The organism is Sulfitobacter sp., from assembly GCF_039977885.1.
Classification (GTDB): Bacteria; Pseudomonadota; Alphaproteobacteria; order Rhodobacterales; family Rhodobacteraceae; genus Sulfitobacter.
This window is the reverse complement of record NZ_JBDWCI010000020.1, coordinates 625,217-644,233: the sequence shown is the minus strand read 5'-3', so window position 1 is coordinate 644,233 and position 19,017 is coordinate 625,217. Positions and strand designations below refer to the sequence as shown.

Here is a 19,017-nt window from a genome sequence, read left to right as displayed (position 1 = left end):
TGAGAGGATAAAGCATGACACCCAAAGCTGTGGTTTTTGACATTGGCAATGTCCTGATCGAATGGCAGCCCGAGCGGTTTTTTGACAGTCAAATCGGAGAGGCCAAACGCCGCGACCTATTTGCGGCCATTGATCTACACGCCATGAACGACCGCGTGGACAGCGGCGAGAATTTTACTGCTGTGCTGACTGAAACTGCTGCCTTGCACCCTGCATTCAAGGCAGAGCTTGCCATCTGGCATGACCGCTGGCTCGACATGGCAAGCCCCGCGATCGAACATTCTGTCCGCCTCATGGCTGCGCTTCAGGCGCGGGGCGTGCCGGTGTTTTCCCTTACCAACTTCGGGATCGAAACCTACGTCATCGCCTCAAGAAAATACGCTTTCCTGAAAGCATTTGACCGTGATTTCATCTCGGGACACATGGGTGTCATCAAACCTGATGCACGCATTTACGAGATGCTTGAACAGGCAACCGGCCTGTCAGGTGCTGAGCTTATTTTCACCGACGACCGTGCCGATAATATTGCCGCCGCTGCAGCGCGCGGCTGGCAAACTCATCTGTTCGAAGGTGCGCAAGGTTGGTCCGATCGCCTTGTCTCCGAAGGACTTCTTGCCGCGGACCAAGCACAATGAGCCAGATCCCTTTCATTCCTTTCGATGCGGGCGAAAAGCTTCTCGACTGGATTGCGTTGACCGATGCACTGGCCGCGGGCCATAGCCTGCCACGCGCCGAAATCGGCGATACATTTCTTTACCGCGACCCCGATACCCTGCTTAGCCGCGCGGCCTGGATCGACGGGATGGGTATGGCCGTAAAATCCGCGACGGTTTTTCCCGGCAATGCCGCAAAGGGCAAACCCAACATCAACGGAGGTGTAAGCCTTTATGCCGACGACGACGGCGTGTTGGAAGCGATCATAGACTTCCATCTCGTCACAAAATGGAAAACCGCAGGTGATAGCCTTTTGGCGGCGCGCCGCCTTGCGCGCCCTGATGCAACCAACATCCTGCTGATCGGGGCGGGCACTGTGGCGCAGTCCTTGCATGACGCTTATTCCGCAGCCTTCCCTGCCGCGCGCTTTACCGTCTGGAGCCGCACCCGTACCAGTGCAGAGGCGCTTGCCGCCCGCCTGCCCCACATCACAATCGCCGATGATCTGGAGCAGGCTGTGCGTGCGGCGCATATTATCGGCACCGCCACGATGAGCACCTCGCCGATCATCAAAGGCGCATGGCTTCAGCCCGGCACCCATCTGGACCTGATCGGAGCCTATCGCCCCGATATGCGCGAAGTCGATGACATAGCTCTTCAACGCGCACGCCTGTTCGTGGACAGTTTCGACACCACCTTGGGCCACATAGGGGAGATCAAAACCCCATTGGAGACCGGTGCCATTTCCCGTGATCATATCATCGCCGATTATTACGACCTACCCGCGTTCAAACGGCAGTCCGACGATGAGATTACAATCTGCAAAAACGGCGGTGGCGCACATCTGGATCTGATGACAAGCCGCTACATCCTGTCCCAGTGGCAGGCCGCTAAGTGATCTGGCTGCTCGTTTTGATTGCGGTTGCAGGCATCGCAATCGGCCCGTTCTTGCGCGAACATTACCGGACGGTGATGTGTGACGGGCGGCGCGGTTCGGCCCCCGGTAAATTCGCCGAACTCCCGAAGGGCGTAACCCACTACCATCAAAGCGGCCCCGTCGATGGCCCCCTGATCGTCTGTGTGCACGGGCTGACAACACCAAGCTTTGTCTGGGCCCCTCTAGCCAAGGGATTGGCCGGTATGGGGTTTCGTATATTGGTTTATGACCTTTACGGGCGCGGCTACTCCGACCGGCCCAAGGGTGCCCAAACAAAGGCATTTTTTACCGATCAGCTTGAGGATCTCCTCGAGCACCTGAAGATCGAAGCCCCCTTTCATATGATCGGTTATTCTATGGGCGCTGCCATCGCGGCGGGCTTTGCCGCGGCACATCCGGGGCGGGTCCGCAGATTGGTTTTGCTGGCCCCTGCGGGCATGCATCTATCGACCACACCATTGGTCCGGTTTATCCGTGATCGGGGCCTATTGGGCGCATGGCTGATGCTGGCGGCCTACCCTTTCCAGATGCGCTGCGGGATCCAAACCGAAACAACACGGGGGCAGGCCACACCCCTTATCGCCGAGGGACAACGTGCCCAACTGGACTACCGTGGGTTTGTCCCCGCCGTTCTATCAAGCTTGCGGGGCATCCTGCGCCGCCCCATGGAGGGCGAGCACCTCTCCCTGCGGCGCAACAAGCTGCCCCTGCTCGCCTTGTGGGGTGCCGAAGACGCTGTCATCCCCGCCAGCGCCATGGGCCAGCTTGCCGTGTGGAACCGCGATGCCCTGCATGAAGTCATCGAGGACGCGGGCCACGGGCTCCCCTATAGCCATGCAGACCGGCTTTTACCCCATATCGCAGCGTTTTTGCCCGCCCCCGAAGCGGACGATTGACGCCATGATCCCTAGTCAAACTGACCTGCCCGAATGCAGATACGCTTTTCAATCGCGCACCACAGGTTTAGGAGCGATGCCATGACCAGCTTTCGCACCCTTTATGACCAGCAAATCAAGAACGGCACGTTGCGCCCCGATCCAGCGCAAGAGGCCGCCCTCTCTGAATTCGACCGCATCCGCGAAGGCCTGATGAAGCCGGTCAAAAAGGGCCTGTTCCGCAAAGCGCCCGAGCCTCCAAAGGGGCTTTACCTTTGGGGAGGTGTCGGGCGCGGCAAATCCATGCTGATGGATATGTTCGTAAGCCATCTGGGCGATATTCCGGCGCGACGTGTGCATTTCCATGCTTTCATGCAGGAAATCCATGCCGCCATGCATGAGGTACGCAAAACCGGTGTGGATGATGCTATCGCACCTGTGGCCAAGGATGTCGCCGCCTCTGTGCGGCTTTTGGCATTTGACGAGATGCAGATCACGGATATTACCGATGCGATGATCGTTGGCCGCCTGTTTGAACAGCTATTCGCCGCGGGCGTTGTCGTCATCACCACCTCCAACAGAATACCGGATGACCTGTATAAAAACGGGCTCAACCGCGATCTTTTTGTGCCCTTCATCAATCTGATCAAGGAACGCATGGTCATACACGAGCTGGTCAGCCCTACCGATTACCGGCAGGATCGGCTTGCAGGGAGCCCTGTTTACTTTACCCCTGTGAATGCCGACAGCCGCGCGCATATGGATGCCGTCTGGAATGATCTGGCAGGCGGAAATACAGGACCGCTCACATTGCGGGTCAAAGGACGTGATGTCACGTTGGACCAGTTCCGAAACGGTGTGGGCCGTGCGCGGTTTCACGGGCTGTGCGGCCAACCTCTTGGCGCGGCAGACTACCTTGCCATTGCCGATGCGGTACGGGTTTTGATGCTGGATGATATTCCCGCATTGGGTCGCAGCAATTTCAACGAAGCCAAACGTTTTGTGACGCTGGTTGACGCGCTTTATGAGGCTCGCGTGCGGCTGATCTGCTCTGCAGCGGCAGAGCCGGAAATGCTGTATCTAGAAGGTGAAGGCACGTTTGAATTCGAACGCACCGCATCGCGTTTGCGTGAAATGCAAAGTGAGGATTGGGGGCAGGAAGCGCCCTAGTTGCTGGCCTGTGCCTGTGAAAGCACGGGCGCTGCGTTGCGACTCACCTGTTCTGGGTCGATCTCGGGGTGGTACGGCGCGCTTTGACGCCACATGCTCCACCCGCCCAAGGCGATAATCCCCAAGGCGATAACACTGACAATTACCTGACGGACAGAGGTTGAACCGGTCTGTGCCTGATCAGGCAGCGCTTTGGTTTTTTGTGTCATGCTTACTCCTGATCCGATTGGTTATAGATGTTTTGCAGCAGCTACTGTTAATACAGCCCTAAATTGCAGAACTACGTTAGGTCAAGTATTTCACTACCCTATCTAGGGGGAGCTACCCGTTGCTTCGCAATATGTTGCCTGCAAGATACAACGAGCCACAGATCAAAATGCGCGCGTGAGGGGTCATCGCCACGATATCCGCGATAGCGGTTGCCACATCTGCAGCCTCGCTGGCTTGCATACCGACCTTCCGAGCTGCATCTGCTGTAACTGCTGCAGGCAGGGTCGCCGCCTCACCGGGGATAGATACCGCATTTAACGCTGTGGCATGCAACGCCAAGGGACGCAGATAGCCCTCGATATCCTTGGTGTTGAGCATTCCGCACACCAGATATGTCGGGACCTTTGGCAGCTCGGCCAGAAGGGCAGCAATGGCATGGCCAGCAGCAGGATTATGCCCGCCATCAAGCCAAAGCTCGGCCTGCCCTGCCGCCTCGACCAACGGACCTGTCTTGAGGCGTTGCATCCGCGCAGGCCATTGCGCGTCTGTGACCGCTCCCTCACAGGCCGCAGCGTCAAATCCCAACGCCCGTAGCGTGGCAATCGCGCCGCCTGCGTTTTGAACCTGATGCAAGCCGGGCAAAGCGGGTAGCGGCAGGTCCAACAATCCCTGCTCGTCCTGATAGATCAGCCGCCCCGCTTCGCGGCTGACCTGCCAATGCTGGCCGTAAACACTCAGCTTTGCCATGTTACGTGCGGCTATGGCCTCGATCACTTCCAGCCCCGCCTCTTGCTGGGGCCCAACGATACAAGGCACGCGGCGTTTGATGATACCGGCTTTCTCACCCGCGATTTCGGCCAAAGTGTCGCCCAGAAACTGCTGGTGATCCAGATCGACAGGCGTGATCACCGTCGCCGCAGGCTGCGCGATAACATTGGTCGCATCCAGACGCCCGCCCAGACCAACCTCAAGCAAGGTATAATCCGCAGGGCTGCGGGAAAACGCCAATAAGGCCGCGCAGGTGGTGATCTCGAAATAGGTGATATTCTCGCCGCCATTGGCGGCGTAGCATTCATCCAGCACCGCCGTCAGCGCATCTTCGGAAATCAACTCTCCGGCGAGCCGGATACGTTCGTGGAAACGGGCCAGATGTGGTGAGGTATAGGCATGAACCGTCTTGCCAGCGGCCTCTAACCCCGCGCGGATCATCGCTTGGGTCGAGCCTTTGCCGTTGGTGCCAGCGATATGAATCACTGGCGGCAAACTGTCTTGCGGATTGCCCAGCGCCTCTAACAAACGAAGCATCCGATCCAATGTGAGATCAATGATCTTGGGATGCAGCGCCATCATCCGGTCAAGGATGATGTCCGAGGTCGGCTGGCTCATGTGGCTCTCACTTGTTGGTGTCCGGTGCCTCTGGCGCTGCTTCGTCAGGCGCAACAGCCACTTCGGCCGGAGCTTCGGCAGGCGGCGGCAGATCACCGCGCACAGCAGGGGGCAGGCCCAACAACATGCGGGTAATGGTAATCAACTCATCGCGCATCTGCGGGCGCGGGGTTACACGGTCCAGCATTCCGTGCTCCAGCAGGTATTCAGCCCGCTGAAAGCCCTCGGGCAGTTTTTCACGAATGGTTTGCTCGATCACGCGCGGACCAGCGAAACAGATCAATGCGTTTGGCTCTGAGATATGCACATCACCCAACATTGCATAGCTCGCAGTTACGCCACCGGTGGTCGGGTGGGTCAGCACAACGATATAGGGCAGATTCGCCTCTTTGAGCATCTGCACAGCAACGGTTGTGCGCGGCATTTGCATCAGGCTCAAGATGCCTTCCTGCATACGCGCGCCGCCAGCAGCAGAGAACAGGATCAGCGGGCGCTTGAGCTTGATCGCTTCCTCGGCGGCAGCAATGATCGCATTGCCGACGTACATCCCCATGGAGCCCGCCATAAAGCTGAAGTCTTGTGCACAGGCCACAATCGGCGTGCGCCCGATCTCACCGCTCGCGACCAGCATGGCTTCGGCCTCTTCTGTCTGCTTTTGTGCAGCGCGCAGACGGTCGGGGTATTTCTTTTGGTCGCGGAAATGCAGCGGATCTGCTGTGGGCGCGGGCACTTTCACTTCGTTAAAGATGCCCCCGTCAAACAGCGCGGCAAAACGGTCCCGCGGGCCGATCTGCATGTGGTGGTTGCAGTTGGTGCAAACGTTCAGGTTGTCGCTGACCTCACGGTGGAACAACATGGTGCCGCATTCGTCACATTTGGTCCACAGGTTCTCGGGGGTTTCGCGGCGCGAAAAGATCGAGTTAATCCGGGGTCGGACATAGTTGTTGATCCAGTTCATGAGCGCGCCTCGCCTTAGTTTACGTATCTTCCCCCAAATAAGGGGAGGTTTCGGGAATTGCAATCAGCGCCGCAAGGCCAAACGTGCAGCCAGCCAACTAACGAACATCACAGCAAAGTCCACCGGCAGCCACGCACGCAGTATTTCGGCGTCGCCCATTCCGAAGGGTGTATGATACAGGGCCAAACCACTCAGGCTGTCTGGCAAGGATGTGAACACCAATGCAGTGACGTTATTGACGAAATGCACAGCCAATGCAGGACCAAGTGACCCCGACCGCGCAGTAAGATCAGCCATCAACAGACCAAATACGCCGGCCCAGACGGTGATCATCACCGCATTCTCACCCGCCTCGCCGGGTTGATAGTGACCCAGTGCAAACAGGGCAGAAGGGATCACCATCCACACCAACGGAGAGCGAAACCGCGCCGCCAACTGCTGCTGCAGATACCCGCGAAATAAAATCTCTTCGGCGCTGATTTGCACAAAAACAGCCACCAGCGACAGCGGCAACAACAGCAACCACACACCAACACGGAGGTTGGGCACCAGCGGCGCATCATATCCATATGGCGGCAGGATCGAGAGAACCACGCCCAGCACCGCCAGCATTGCAACGACCCACACAAACTGCGGCACCGCCAAGCTCAGCGGCCCGATCACGCCCAGCGCCGCCCGTTTGTGAAAAAACCGCACAACGATAAAGACACTCGCGCTGATCAGACCGAAACTGCCTAACAGGACCAGCATCGCCAAGGGCGATGATCCTTCGATGAGTTGCTCAAGGAAGCCAGGACGGCCATTGGTGACCGAGAACAGGATCATCTGATAGAGCTGCGCCAGCAATAGATACACAGCAACGATGGCCACACACCCCAAAAGAGTACGCCACCACTCAGAGCGTTTTTCAGCTACGACAGTATGCAGAACATGCGCCGGATAATCAGGAAATAGTCGGTTCATTCCATTTCGCTCTCGTCACTCTGTGGCAATTCAAGCGCCGCTTCACGGATCACATCGGCAGCACCGGTCAGATGCTCGGCCACTGTTTTGAGCAAACTCAACAACACGGTCTTATCGTCTTCGATAACAGAGCGGAACTGCTCTGCGCCGATACGCAGAAACCTCGTTTCCTCCAATGTTCTGAGTGTGGATTGCCGTGGTTCTCTCAAGATAACCGCCAGATCGCCAATCACCCGTCCGGGCTCAATCGTGCTTAGACGGGTCTCGACCCCCTTGTTGTTCGAGACAGTGATTTCAGCCTTGCCCGATAGGCATAGATAGGTCGCATCCGCTTTTTGGCCTGTGCTAAAGACAACTGTACCAGCCGGTGCATTATACCACGTGGCCGCAAACGCCAGTAGCCGCTGCGCCCTCGGCGTGGCAGTCCGGAATAATTCGGCATGCTGGATTACCGACAATTTGCGGCGCAGATCATCCGAGGATGTCTCCAAAGCCTCGGGGCTCTCGCTCTCACCGACGCCGTCAATCTGACCGTTACTAATTTCGATGAACTGGTCATAAGTTTCAGGTGCATCAAACCTGTCATCAAGGAAAATCTGCGTTGTTTCGGGCAACAACTCTCGCAGCTTTTCACGTACCGCACCCAGATCACTTCCCCCCAAGGCCTGATCAAAGATCAGTACATCGGGCCGCTTGATGCTGGCACGGGTGAATGCCGCGCGTTCCTGAATAGCGAGCGGCAGGTTCGTGCCTGCAATCGCGGTGCGCACATCAAACACATTGGCCGCGACCTCGCGCTGCATGTCATGTTTGGCCAATACATCTAATACCGCATCCAGAATAAGATCGGCCTTCACGCCCGCCACACCTGAGATACGGCCATACAGAAGGTTTTCCAGCAAAGTCAGGCGTGGAAGATAGGTATCAGGGGCCACGGGCACGAACATCTCGGAGGCCAGCTCCCGCAGATGCACACCGCGGCTGCGGCGGATCGCGAGGATTTCATCCTTGAACGCCTCCGGAAAAGCAGGTCCGATTTGCTCTGCTGTGAAAGCAAAGGGAACCGTCAGCAACAACGAAAATTCGTCTTCGGACAACGCGCCGTCGCCCCGGCTGCGGCGGCGGCTGGCGATTTCCACCAGCTGTTCGTACAGGCTTTCTTCAATACCCAATGCGGTAAACAGCGGGTGATTGGTGCCGTCCATTCCGAACGTCTGGTGCAGTGTTTCGACCAATGTTTGCGAAATGGCGATAGCCTGTTCGGCCAGCCCTTCCTCTGCAATCATCGCAAGGAAGGTTTTCTCGGATGCGAGCTTGGCCTGACTGATCCCACGGCGCGGCGAGGCGAACAACAGGTTACTCCCCAAAGGCACAGCAGGGTTAAACACATCGGGATCAAGCCGGTACACTACATCCTCAAGATTGCGTTCCTTAAGGGTTTGTTCGACCTCACCACGCAATGCGACAATCCGCTTTGCCAGCTTCACATGGGTTGCCGGGTCCATCCGCGAATTGAGCATGGCGCGGATGATGCCCTCATCAGTGTTGAGCACGCGGCTCAGTTGGAACCACCACTTTCGCACATCCTTCATACCGCCCAGATCGGCCAGCGCAGGGTCAAGCCAATCAGCCTTGATGCTATCGAGACTATTGCCGGACCGGCGCGCTTCGATGCCCTCCCGATCACGGCACTCGGGGTCCCACAACACCGTCTTTGGCGAGGTGCGCAGTGACATCAGCAGGTTATCCCCGATGGTGCCCTGAAACAGATAGGGCTGTGATTGAACATAGCCGATGCGCGCGGCGATCACCGCTTGGTGCAGCGTGGCAAGGTTGTGCTCACCGATGCTCACACTCCCACGCGCGGGCAGCATCTCACGGGTGAGAAGCTCCGCAATCGCGCGCCGCTCCGGAACCGAGGAGGTCCTGATGGCGACTTGTGAACCTTTGGGAATATCAATCGACAAATCCTTGAGGATCGCGCCGCCGTCTTTGTTGCGCACATGAACATTCGATATTTTGATATCGCCCCGAAGATGCGGAACCTCTTCCGGCTCCCCAATAAGCAGCGCCTCGTCCATTGCCCCCTCGGGGTTGAACCGCTCGGTCACCACTTCCCAGCGCAAGGCCATATCCTGCACTTGGTTATAATAGGTCAGCAGCTCACGCCACGGGGCGCTCAGATCCTTATAGGCGGCCAGTGCCGCCACCAAAGCACCCACTGTAATATCGCCGCGGATCGCCAGAATACCGCCCACCAGATAAAAGAAGAACGGCGTCAGCTGTGTGATGAAGTTATTGAGAAACTTCATGAAGAATTTCTTTTGGTAGATCTTGAAGCGAATCTCGAACAGTCGGCCCAGCCGTGATGTGAATGCCGCCAAACGGAACCGGATCCCGCCATTGGTGCGCAGATCGGTGATGCCCGCGGCTGTCTCGCCGATCTCGGCCGAGAATTGGCGAACCTCTTTAATCCGGTCCTTGTTCAGCAGGTTTATCTGCCGTTGTAGCATCGGAATAATGTAGGCCTGCAGCGGAATAAGCGCGATACCCGCCAGCCCGAACCAGAACGATTGCAAGAACAGGAAGATCACAATCAGCAGCATCTGTCCGGCCTGAAAAACCGGCTGCGCAACGAAATCCCCCATCAAGCCGCCCATCGGCTCGGCTTCGGAGGTGACCATGCTGACCAGCTCCCCCTGCGAGGTTTCCTGGAAGTAGCGCTTTGGGAACCGCATCATGCGCGAAATCAACGTATAGCGAAATCTGCGCAGCAAACGCTCTGCCGTAACACCTTTCATGGTATTGAGGCGCATTTTCAGCAGTCCATGCGCCAGCACAGCCAATAGATACGCCACACAAAGCGCTGTCAGAAACTGGATCTGCGACAGCTCGAATCCAAAAGTCCTGATCATGGCCGCGTCTGCGCCAATCGCATCGTTGATGATGCGCTTGGGCAACTCTAGCGTGACATACAAAAACGGGAACGTGAGAAAGGTCACCGCAAGCAGAACCAATTGTTCCCGCTTCGAGTGCTTCCAGATAAAGGCGGGGAGGCTCCGGTCCATTGATGGCTTTCTGCGTAAACGTGATCCCCTAACCTAAAGCTACGGGTATAATTTTACAACGCGCAGCATGACCGGAATACATCACGAACAAGTTGGCAGAAAATTAATATCCGCCCATTTGCATTCCATCCGCCACTGCAGACCACACACCGATCTGTTGTTACGTGTAAAGCCTCAAACATAAGACAGGTTTCACCCTATGTCGCAGTTCCAAATTTCCGGCAATGCTTGCCAGCACGCGCCTGCTCCACTATCGAGTTCGGCAAGCACAGATTACGGAGATGCACGATGTCCACCAACGCACGTTTCGACAAATCAAAACTGCCCAGCCGCCATGTAACCGAAGGCCCCGCGCGCGCGCCGCACCGGTCCTATTACTATGCGATGGGCATGACCGAGGAAGAAATCCACCAGCCTTTGGTGGGCGTAGCAACCTGCTGGAACGAGGCCGCTCCTTGTAACATCGCGCTGAACCGTCAGGCGCAATCGGTTAAGGTCGGTGTTGCCGCCCAGCAGGGCACCCCGCGTGAGTTCACGACAATCACCGTCACCGATGGCATCGCGATGGGCCACGAGGGCATGCGCTCTTCGCTTGCATCCCGCGAAGCCATTGCCGACACGGTTGAGCTCACAATGCGCGGCCACTGCTATGACGCAATTGTCGGCCTAGCGGGTTGCGACAAATCCCTGCCAGGCATGATGATGGCCATGATCCGCCTCAACGTGCCTTCGGTGTTCATGTATGGCGGCTCCATCCTGCCGGGCCAAGCGCCCAAAGACGCTGATGTGCCTGCACAATTCGCCAACCGTGACCTGACCGTGCAAGACATGTTCGAAGCTGTGGGCAACTGGCAAAACGGCTCTCTCAGCGAGGCTGCGCTTGAAGTGCTTGAGCGGGTGGCCTGCCCGTCTGCGGGTGCTTGCGGCGGCCAATTTACAGCCAACACAATGGCTTGTGTATCCGAGGCCATTGGCCTTGCGCTGCCCAACTCGTCCGGCGCCCCTGCCCCATACAAAAGCCGTGACGAATACGCCCGTGCATCCGGTGCAGCCGTGATGAACCTGATCGAGAAAAACATCCGTGCGCGGGACATCTGCACACGTGAAGCATTCGAGAACGCGGCACGCATCGTGGCTTGCACAGGCGGCTCCACCAACGCCGGCCTGCACCTGCCTGCAATGGCCCATGAGGCTGGCATTGATTTCTTCCTCGAAGACGTCTGTGAAATCTTCCGTGATACTCCCTACTTTGTCGACATGAAGCCAGGCGGTGCCTATGTGGCCAAGGATCTTTATGAGGCAGGCGGCGTGCCTGTTGTCATGAACGAACTGCGCAAAGCCGGTCTGATCCACGAAGACTGCATGACCGCGACCGGCAACTCCATCGGCGAAGAGCTGGATAAAATCGTGCGTGAAGCAGATGGCAAAGTCATCCACGAAGTGACCAACCCGATCTCAACAACAGGCGGCGTTGTCGGCCTAAAAGGTAACCTTGCCCCCGAGGGTGCGATCGTAAAGATCGCCGGTATGGCCAAAGAAGACATCGTCTTTACCGGTCCCGCGCTCGTATTTGAATGTGAACAAGACGCCTTTGAAGCGGTCCAGAACCGCACCTATTCCGAGGGTGATGTTTTTGTCATCCGCAACGAAGGTGCACGCGGCGGGCCCGGTATGCGTGAGATGCTGGCAACCACTGCCGCGCTGTCCGGTCAGGGCATGGGCAAAAAAGTCGCGCTGATTACCGACGGTCGTTTCTCTGGCGCCACACGCGGGTTCTGCGTCGGCCACGTCGGGCCCGAAGCCGCAATGGGCGGCCCGATCGCCCTGTTGAAAAACGGCGATATGATCACGCTGAATGCGATCACCGGCTCAATCTCGGTTGATCTGACCGACGATGAGCTGGCCGCCCGCAAGGCAGCATGGGAAGGCCCCCGTGAGAATATTTATGCCTCAGGCGCGCTGTGGAAATATGCGCAGCTTGTCGGCCCGACCTACCTTGGCTGCGTCACGCACCCTGGGGCAAAGAAAGAGCGGCATGACTATATGGAGCTCTAAAAAGGCCACCGCCCTAGGGTTGGTTAGCCTCCTCGGAGCTTGCGACGGCCCACTGGAAACTTCCAGTGGGTTCCTCTCGGCCTTGTCTCCGGCACAGGATGCGGCGCTGCCGCCTGTTCCGCTAACGCAGGCGTCAATGATGCGGGGGCAGATCGCACTGGTCCCGCCAGGCGGTTATTGCATTGATCCCGAAAGCCTGACCCAAAGCTTTGCTTTGATGGGTCGCTGCGATACATTAGGCGCTGCGACTGGCGGCTCGGGCGCACCGGTAGGCGTGCTGACTGTGAGCATTGCGCGTAATGCAAAAGACACTCCGCTGCCCGATGCGGCCCAGATCGCTGAAGCCGCCAATGTGACCACCCCACAAGACACACGCAAGACATCAGACAGCATCATTTTCAAGACTGCCGGCACCCCGCCCGGCCCCGAACTGTCTTCGTTGCACTGGCGTGCAGTTGCCAAGATTGACAACTTTATTATTGGAGCTGCGTTATTCGGGCCGGAGGGCCAACGTGCTGTGTCTTCTGAAGGGGCCAGTGTGCTTGCCCAGATGCTTGAGCGTACCGCCACAAAAACCAGCGCCCGCTAAGCTCTCGATACTTGCGCATGCGGGGCCAAGCATGGCATCGTGGCTGAAATTTCGTGTGTTCAGCAAAATGACACCATAGTGCATGACAATGATGCAGAGGGCAGCAAGGCAATAGACATGGCCAAAATTGGCGGAAACCTTATGGATGCGGCGTTCTTTGGCCGCTCACTCGCAAAATGGGCACGTATCGCGCGCATGGCCCGCGCTGCGGATTTGGCAGGCTTGCGGCGTCAACGGCTGCGTGCGCGCCAGCTAAAAGCGCATCTTGACCAGCTTATCCATATCGCGGACGAACGGCTTGCTCTGCCGTTGGAGGGTTCTACAAGCTTCCCCAAACCGCATAATGCCGATTGGGCATGGCGGCCCGAGCTGTGGCGCGGCCCTCTGCCATCGCCGGGGGTAGCCGCCGCAGAAACCCGTGCGATGGTCGGGAACGAAGTCACCCTATTTCACGATTGCACCTTTTCTGAACTCACCTTGCGGCAGCTGCGAAACCTGCGCGCCGAAGACCTATCGCCCTACGGCTTGCGCATGGATGTTTTCCGTTTTGACGGCTCGTTTCTGTCGCTGGTTATCGACCTGCCCGAAGACGGGGTCGAGGGGCTTAAACGGTCCTATCTCATCCGCATGGATGTGATCGTCGAGCTGGAAAAACCCATCGAGATTTTTGCCCGCCTTAATATCAAGAATGGCCCTAATACCGAACAGATCGTGCGCGAACTGGATATGTCACAGGCGCAAACAACTGTCGAATTCGACCTGGCCTATTCCAACCTGAACGAACGCCGGGTCGAAGCAGCGTGGATTGACCTTATCTTTGAAGGGCCGGAAATGAATCAGGTCACTCTGCGGGATCTCACCTTTTCGCGCAGGCCACGCGCACAGATCTGACCTGCTAAAACATGCCTGCGTGGCGGGCGACGGAGAATACCATGACAAATCTTGTGCTGACAAAAACCCAAATGCGCCAAGGTATCTGGGAAGGCGTCCTAACCGGAGCCGCGAAGGGCGTCCTGCCCAAGCTGGATGTGACCCACCAAGGGGCTCAAGTGCCCGATGTAACGGTTTCGGCAGCCGAAGATGGCAACGGCCACATTGTCACAATCCCCATTCCGCCCCAAGCAATATCCGACGGGATGCAGACCCTGCTCATTACAGACAGCGATAGCGATGCAAAGCTGGCCGCGATCACCTTGATGGCTGGTGAAGCTTTGGGCGATGACATGCGTGTAGAGATTGACCTGCTGCGGGCCGAACTTGATATGCTCAAACGCGCGTTCCGTCGGCACTGTCTCGAGACAAGCTAACCGGCACCTGCGTCGTTAAGGAGCCGTTGTTTATTCTGGCAAAAAGGCCGCTCCTTGTCAGGAGCGGCCTTTTGTTCAAACCGCTGATGCGGTCTTATTCTTGTGGACCAAGCGCCGACAGGCCTTTGAGAATGTCGATAGCATAAGCCAATTGATAATCCTCGATCCGCAGTTCGGCGGCGGCTTCGGCCTTTTCGCGGTCTTGCATGATCTGTTCGATCTCGTCCTCGGTGAGGCTGTCATTGTTAAGGCTACCGCGCAGATCCGCCTCCGAGCGCGTAAAGCGCGAGGATGCTGCTTCTTCCTCATCGGCATCTTCCACACGCGATGGCTGTGCTACAATGATGTCAGGAGACACGCCAAGTGACTGGATCGAGCGACCTGATGGCGTGTAGTAACGCGCAGTTGTCAGGCGCATCGCGCCTTCACTTCGCAGCGGCATAACGGTCTGCACCGAACCTTTACCAAAGCTTTTGGTCCCGATCACGATGGCACGGCGGTGGTCCTGAAGCGCACCTGCTACAATTTCCGACGCAGAGGCCGAACCCCCATTGATCAGCACGACAATGGGTTTGCCCTCGGCCAGATCCCCGATCGTGGCATTGAACCGATCCCCGTCTGCGGCTTCACGTCCACGGGTGCTGACAATCTCACCCTCATTCAGGAAAGCGTCAGACACTTTGATGGCTTGCGTCAGCAAACCGCCAGGGTTGTTGCGCAGGTCGATGACAAAACCGTTGATGTTCTCCATCCCGCCTGCGGCTTCGACTTTCTCGGCCAATTGCTCGGCCATTTTGGGATAGGTCTGGTCGTTGAACGTGCTCAGACGCAGCACAACGCTATCACCTTCGGTGCGCGAACGAACAACAGTCAACTCAATCGTGTCGCGAATAATAGAGACGTCGAACGGCTCTTGCTCACCTTCGCGCACAACCGTCACAACGATCTCGGACCCGACGGGTCCGCGCATCAGTTCGACCGCTTCGTCCAGCACCAGCCCCAGCAGGCTTTCGCCATTCACATGGGTAATGAAGTCACCGGCCTCGATGCCCGCCTCATCCGCAGGAGTGCCATCAATCGGCGATACGACTTTGACGAAACCGTCTTCTTGTGTGACTTCGATTCCAAGGCCGCCGAACTCACCGCGCGTCTGTTCGCGCATTTTCTCGGCGTCTTTGGGTGACAAATAGCTTGAATGCGGATCAAGCGAGGTCAGCATCCCGTCAATCGCCGCTTCGATCAATGCGCCGCTGTCGACTTCTTCGACATATTGCGCACGGATACGTTCAAAAATATCGCCGAACAGATCAAGCTGCTCATAGACGTTTTCAGTCTTTGCCGCTTCCTGAGCCAGCAAAGGCGCCGCAATCTGGGTTGTCGCAATTACCCCTGCAATCGTGCCACCTGCAGCGGCCATCAAAAACTTCTTCATTTACTATCCATCCTTGCCAGTTCTGAACCAGGATGCCGGATCCTGGGGAACATTATCCTGTCTTACTTCTATATAGAGCGTTTCCGAACGCGCAGCGCCAGACCTATCACCATCTGTTGACAATTCTCCGCCAGTATCCGCCCCACCCATCAGGCCAATGGGCGTTCCTGCAGCAATCACCTGCCCGATTTCTCCGTATACAACCTCAAGCCCGGCCAACACAAAAAGCGTATCAGCCCGCGGCTCAAGGATCATCACATTGCCAAAATCCAGCAATGGCCCCTGATAGCGGATTGTGGCAGCTGTAGGCGACGTGACAATCGCGCGCGGTCGTGTCGCCAGCAAGATGCCCGGACGCACAACACCCGCTGCATCGGGCTGGTTCATCCCGCGCAAGACAAGGCTTTGCACAGGCAGCGGCAGATCTCCGATTTGCCCGTCAATGCTCACCGGTGTCTCTACGTTGATATTCTCACTACCCACAATTTGCGACAGGCCAGAGGCAAACCCGTCCAAAGTCTCGCTGGAGGCGATCAGGATCGCGGTTGATACCGGATCTTCAGTAAACCGTTGCGGCAGTGGCGTCCGCTCTGCGATCGCTTTGTTAAGCTCGGCGCGTGCTGTTTGCACCGAGGTGAGGCTGCTGCGCAGGCGGGCTTCGGCGTCGGTTTGAAGCGTCCGCAGGGTTTGCACGTCTTCCAGATCGCGGCGCAATTGTTCTGCGCGCTGGTTTAGCGCCGGTGTTAATTCTGCCAACAACAGACCCGCGCGCGCTGTACCTGTGGGGCCATCGGGGTGCAAAAATGCGGTAGGGTTGCCCGTACCGATGGATTGCAGAACGGCCAGTAATTGCCCGACCTCCCCATCGCGCGCCTCCAATCGGGCGCTAAGCTGTTTCTCGCGGATCGCGGCCTGACGCAGCCCTGTGCGCATTGCGGCAAGACCGGTTTCAAATGCCTGAATGGTTTCGGTCAGCGCGCGCACCCTGTCGCGGGCACCGTCAGCGGCGTCAAGCTTGCCTGCTGCTTCTTCCAGCATTGCGATTGCTGCACGCGCCTGCGCAGAGGCATCCCCCTGAGCTGTCGCAGGCGTTACAAGAACAAGCGCCAGAATTAGCGCACGCCAGATCATGCAAGCAGGCTCTGGCCTGTCATCTCGACTGGTTGGTCAAGCCCCATAAGCGCAAGAACCGTCGGCGCAAGATCGGCCAGCCGTCCGTCGCGCAGGGTTGCTCCTTTGGGCCCGCCGACCACCAACACAGGCACGGGATTTAACGTGTGCGCCGTGTGCGGCCCACCGGTTTCAGGATCAATCATCATCTCGCAATTGCCGTGATCCGCCGTGACGATCATCGCGCCACCCACGGCTTCCAAAGCCTCCAATGCCCGGCCAAGCCCTGTGTCCACGGCTTCACATGCCACAATCGCCGCATCCAGATCGCCAGTATGGCCAACCATGTCGGGGTTCGCAAAATTCACCACGATCAGGTCATAACGTTCCTTAATTGCGCCAACCAATTGCTCGGCCACCGCATCACAGGACATTTCAGGCTGCAAATCATAGGTCGCCACATTCGGCGAACGGGGCATGGCGCGGTCTTCCCCTTGTTGGGGTTCCTCGGCACCGCCATTGAGGAAAAACGTGACATGCGGATATTTTTCAGTCTCGGCCACACGGAACTGACGCAACCCTTTGCCCGCAACCCAAGCGCCCAGCGTATTGATGATCTCGGGCTTGGGATACATCGTGGTCATGTATTCCGCGTGCTCCGAAGAATATTCGGCCATCCCCATAACGGCAGCCCATTTCACCGGCTCGCCACGGTCGAACCCGTCAAAAGAAGGTGCGCCGAGCGCTGCCATAATCTCGCGGGCGCGGTCGGCGCGGAAATTGAGGCAGAAGATCGCATCGCCCTCTCGGGCGCCCTCATAGCCGTCAATCACACAAGGTTTGATAAATTCATCTACAACATCAGCCTCATATGAGGCTTCCACGGCAGCTGCGGCGGTTGCGGCGCGCGCGCCGCTACCCTGCGCAATAGCGGCATAGGCCCGGGATACCCGATCCCAGCGGTTGTCGCGGTCCATCGCATAATAACGCCCCGCCAGCGTCGCGATTTTCACTCCATCAGGCAACGCATCCGTCAGCGTTTTCAGATCGGCCAATGCAGATTGCGGTGCCACGTCCCGCCCGTCGGTAAGCGCATGGATCACAACCGGAACACCTGCGGCATCCAGAGCATTTACCGCAGCGATCATATGGGACAGATGCCCATGCACCCCGCCCCGTGACACGAGCCCCATCAAATGCGCCGTGCCGCCGGTCGCTTTCAATTTCTGGATAAAATCCTGCATCGGAGCATGAGTGGCAAAGCTGCCCTCTTCGATCGCCAGATCAATCTGGCCCAGATCCATCGCTACGACCCGGCCTGCGCCGATATTGGTGTGCCCGACTTCGGAATTGCCCATTTGACCGCGGGGCAAACCCACATCAGGCCCAAATGTCGTCAGCGTAGCTGCAGGGCAAGATGACAATAGGCAGTCCATCGTTGGTGTCCTTGCCTGAAGTGGCGCGTTTCCTTGTTCGGTTTGGCCAATACCCCACCCGTCAAGGATGCATAGAACGACAGGTTTGGGAAAAGACATAGGTAACAAGCTCCAGCACACGAAATTGCGTTGCCGCTTTGTACCGTCACCTTGACCGGACGTGAACCACTTTCTGGCAAGACAGGAAATGCAGGCGATGTTGAGCCCAAAAATAGGCCCCGGAGGCTGCTGGCCGGACCAGCGAAACGCATTCATCCTTGTATGGAACAAGCATCGAAATATGATGCATTGCTGCTCAGGCCAAAAAGCTCAGGCTACCGCACAGAGGTCAACACGCTTCACCTCACGGGTTCAAGGAGAAGGGTGATTAAAGATAACGATTAAAAAGGGTCTCTCAATACGGCCCCAAATTGCCCTTAGGTAAACTTTATCGCAAACCATTTTTGACTAATGATTCAAAATTAAGTGACAAATCTTGTGCTTTTGCATGTGATGCGGGCATGCATACCCCATTTGGGATATGCATTTGGGGGCACAAAAAGGAGATGCAGCGAATCGCTTTCGAGGAAAATCGGGTGCGTTGTGCCCCTTGCCCGCCCGCGCTGCATTGGTCATAACAAGCAAAAGCTATCTTTATCTCCGCAAAGGGCCAGCCATGACAGCGAATGCTCCAGAAACCCGCATTGTGACCTCAAACCGTGTGGCCTGTGATGGCGGCGGCGGTGCATTGGGCCACCCGCGCGTCTGGCTACAAATTCCGGCCGACAAGGGCTGGGTTGAATGTGGTTATTGCGATTGCAAATACATCCTCGAAGGCTTCGAAGACAAAGTCTGACGCGGCGCCCATAACGCGGTGGCGACAGCACG

At 57.3% G+C, this 19,017-nt stretch carries 17 protein-coding genes; 9 read left to right on the top strand and 8 right to left on the bottom strand.

Annotated elements, in window-relative coordinates; genetic code table 11:
- The first annotated feature begins 14 nt into the window (after positions 1–14).
- The 4 genes from ABJM03_RS16790 to zapE all read left to right on the top strand — a co-directional run bounded on the left by ABJM03_RS16790 (position 15) and on the right by zapE (position 3,636).
- On the top strand, positions 15–635 hold the full coding sequence (locus ABJM03_RS16790) for an HAD-IA family hydrolase (RefSeq protein ID WP_348418990.1): 621 nt from the start codon (positions 15–17) through the stop codon (positions 633–635).
- Positions 632–1,552 carry an ornithine cyclodeaminase gene (locus ABJM03_RS16785; protein WP_348418989.1) on the top strand — a complete coding sequence of 307 codons (921 nt, stop codon included), beginning with the start codon at positions 632–634 and terminating at the stop codon, positions 1,550–1,552. The genes ABJM03_RS16790 and ABJM03_RS16785 overlap by 4 nt, the downstream gene beginning before the upstream one ends.
- Entirely contained in the window at positions 1,549–2,487 is a 939-nt protein-coding gene (locus ABJM03_RS16780) for an alpha/beta hydrolase (RefSeq protein ID WP_348418988.1), read from the top strand. The genes ABJM03_RS16785 and ABJM03_RS16780 overlap by 4 nt, the downstream gene beginning before the upstream one ends.
- Positions 2,488–2,568: 81 nt before the next feature.
- Entirely contained in the window at positions 2,569–3,636 is a 1,068-nt protein-coding gene (zapE, locus tag ABJM03_RS16775; RefSeq protein WP_348418987.1) for a cell division protein ZapE, read from the top strand.
- Here zapE and ABJM03_RS16770 read toward each other — a convergent pair.
- The 5 genes from ABJM03_RS16770 to ABJM03_RS16750 form a co-directional block, all read right to left on the bottom strand.
- Complete coding sequence (locus ABJM03_RS16770) at positions 3,633–3,845, bottom strand: hypothetical protein (RefSeq protein ID WP_348418986.1); 213 nt, start codon at positions 3,843–3,845, stop codon at positions 3,633–3,635. The genes zapE and ABJM03_RS16770 overlap by 4 nt on opposite strands.
- A 112-nt stretch (positions 3,846–3,957) precedes the next feature.
- Positions 3,958–5,232: a folylpolyglutamate synthase/dihydrofolate synthase family protein gene (locus ABJM03_RS16765; protein ID WP_348418985.1), complete on the bottom strand. Its 1,275-nt coding sequence runs from the start codon at positions 5,230–5,232 to the stop codon at positions 3,958–3,960.
- A 7-nt stretch (positions 5,233–5,239) separates the two neighbouring features.
- Positions 5,240–6,190 (bottom strand): acetyl-CoA carboxylase, carboxyltransferase subunit beta, encoded by a 951-nt coding sequence (accD, locus tag ABJM03_RS16760; protein WP_348418984.1) that lies wholly within the window; start codon positions 6,188–6,190, stop codon positions 5,240–5,242.
- A 63-nt stretch (positions 6,191–6,253) separates the two neighbouring features.
- Positions 6,254–7,153, bottom strand: a complete 900-nt coding sequence (locus ABJM03_RS16755) for a type II CAAX endopeptidase family protein (protein ID WP_348418983.1) — start codon at positions 7,151–7,153, stop codon at positions 6,254–6,256.
- Positions 7,150–10,221, bottom strand: a complete 3,072-nt coding sequence (locus ABJM03_RS16750; protein ID WP_348418982.1) for an ABC transporter transmembrane domain-containing protein — start codon at positions 10,219–10,221, stop codon at positions 7,150–7,152. Before ABJM03_RS16750 ends, ABJM03_RS16755 begins: the two co-directional genes overlap by 4 nt.
- A gap of 288 nt (positions 10,222–10,509) precedes the next feature.
- Here ABJM03_RS16750 and ilvD point away from each other — a divergent pair, with 288 nt between their 5' ends.
- From ilvD to ABJM03_RS16730, 4 genes are all read left to right on the top strand, one after another.
- A complete protein-coding gene (gene ilvD, locus ABJM03_RS16745) occupies positions 10,510–12,276 on the top strand; it encodes a dihydroxy-acid dehydratase (RefSeq protein WP_348418981.1) in 1,767 nt (588 codons plus the stop codon).
- Positions 12,257–12,865, top strand: coding sequence for a hypothetical protein (locus tag ABJM03_RS16740; RefSeq protein WP_348418980.1), 609 nt, complete (start codon positions 12,257–12,259; stop codon positions 12,863–12,865). The genes ilvD and ABJM03_RS16740 overlap by 20 nt, the downstream gene beginning before the upstream one ends.
- Before the next feature lie 117 nt (positions 12,866–12,982).
- Entirely contained in the window at positions 12,983–13,756 is a 774-nt protein-coding gene (locus ABJM03_RS16735; RefSeq protein WP_348418979.1) for a DUF6478 family protein, read from the top strand.
- Between the two features lie 41 nt (positions 13,757–13,797).
- On the top strand, positions 13,798–14,172 hold the full coding sequence (locus ABJM03_RS16730; protein WP_348418978.1) for a hypothetical protein: 375 nt from the start codon (positions 13,798–13,800) through the stop codon (positions 14,170–14,172).
- A gap of 94 nt (positions 14,173–14,266) precedes the next feature.
- On the opposite strand, the gene ABJM03_RS16725 is transcribed toward ABJM03_RS16730, so the two are convergent.
- From ABJM03_RS16725 to gpmI, 3 genes are read right to left on the bottom strand one after another with little or no spacing between them, the layout of a single operon-like run.
- A complete protein-coding gene (locus tag ABJM03_RS16725; RefSeq protein ID WP_348418977.1) occupies positions 14,267–15,604 on the bottom strand; it encodes a S41 family peptidase in 1,338 nt (445 codons plus the stop codon).
- 3 nt (positions 15,605–15,607) lie between these two features.
- Positions 15,608–16,735 (bottom strand): peptidase M23, encoded by a 1,128-nt coding sequence (locus ABJM03_RS16720; RefSeq protein ID WP_348418976.1) that lies wholly within the window; start codon positions 16,733–16,735, stop codon positions 15,608–15,610.
- On the bottom strand, positions 16,732–18,249 hold the full coding sequence (gpmI, locus tag ABJM03_RS16715) for a 2,3-bisphosphoglycerate-independent phosphoglycerate mutase (protein WP_348418975.1): 1,518 nt from the start codon (positions 18,247–18,249) through the stop codon (positions 16,732–16,734). The genes ABJM03_RS16720 and gpmI overlap by 4 nt, the downstream gene beginning before the upstream one ends.
- Positions 18,250–18,805: 556 nt before the next feature.
- Here gpmI and ABJM03_RS16710 point away from each other — a divergent pair.
- Positions 18,806–18,985: a zinc-finger domain-containing protein gene (locus ABJM03_RS16710; RefSeq protein ID WP_348418974.1), complete on the top strand. Its 180-nt coding sequence runs from the start codon at positions 18,806–18,808 to the stop codon at positions 18,983–18,985.
- The last annotated feature ends 32 nt before the right edge of the window (positions 18,986–19,017 follow it).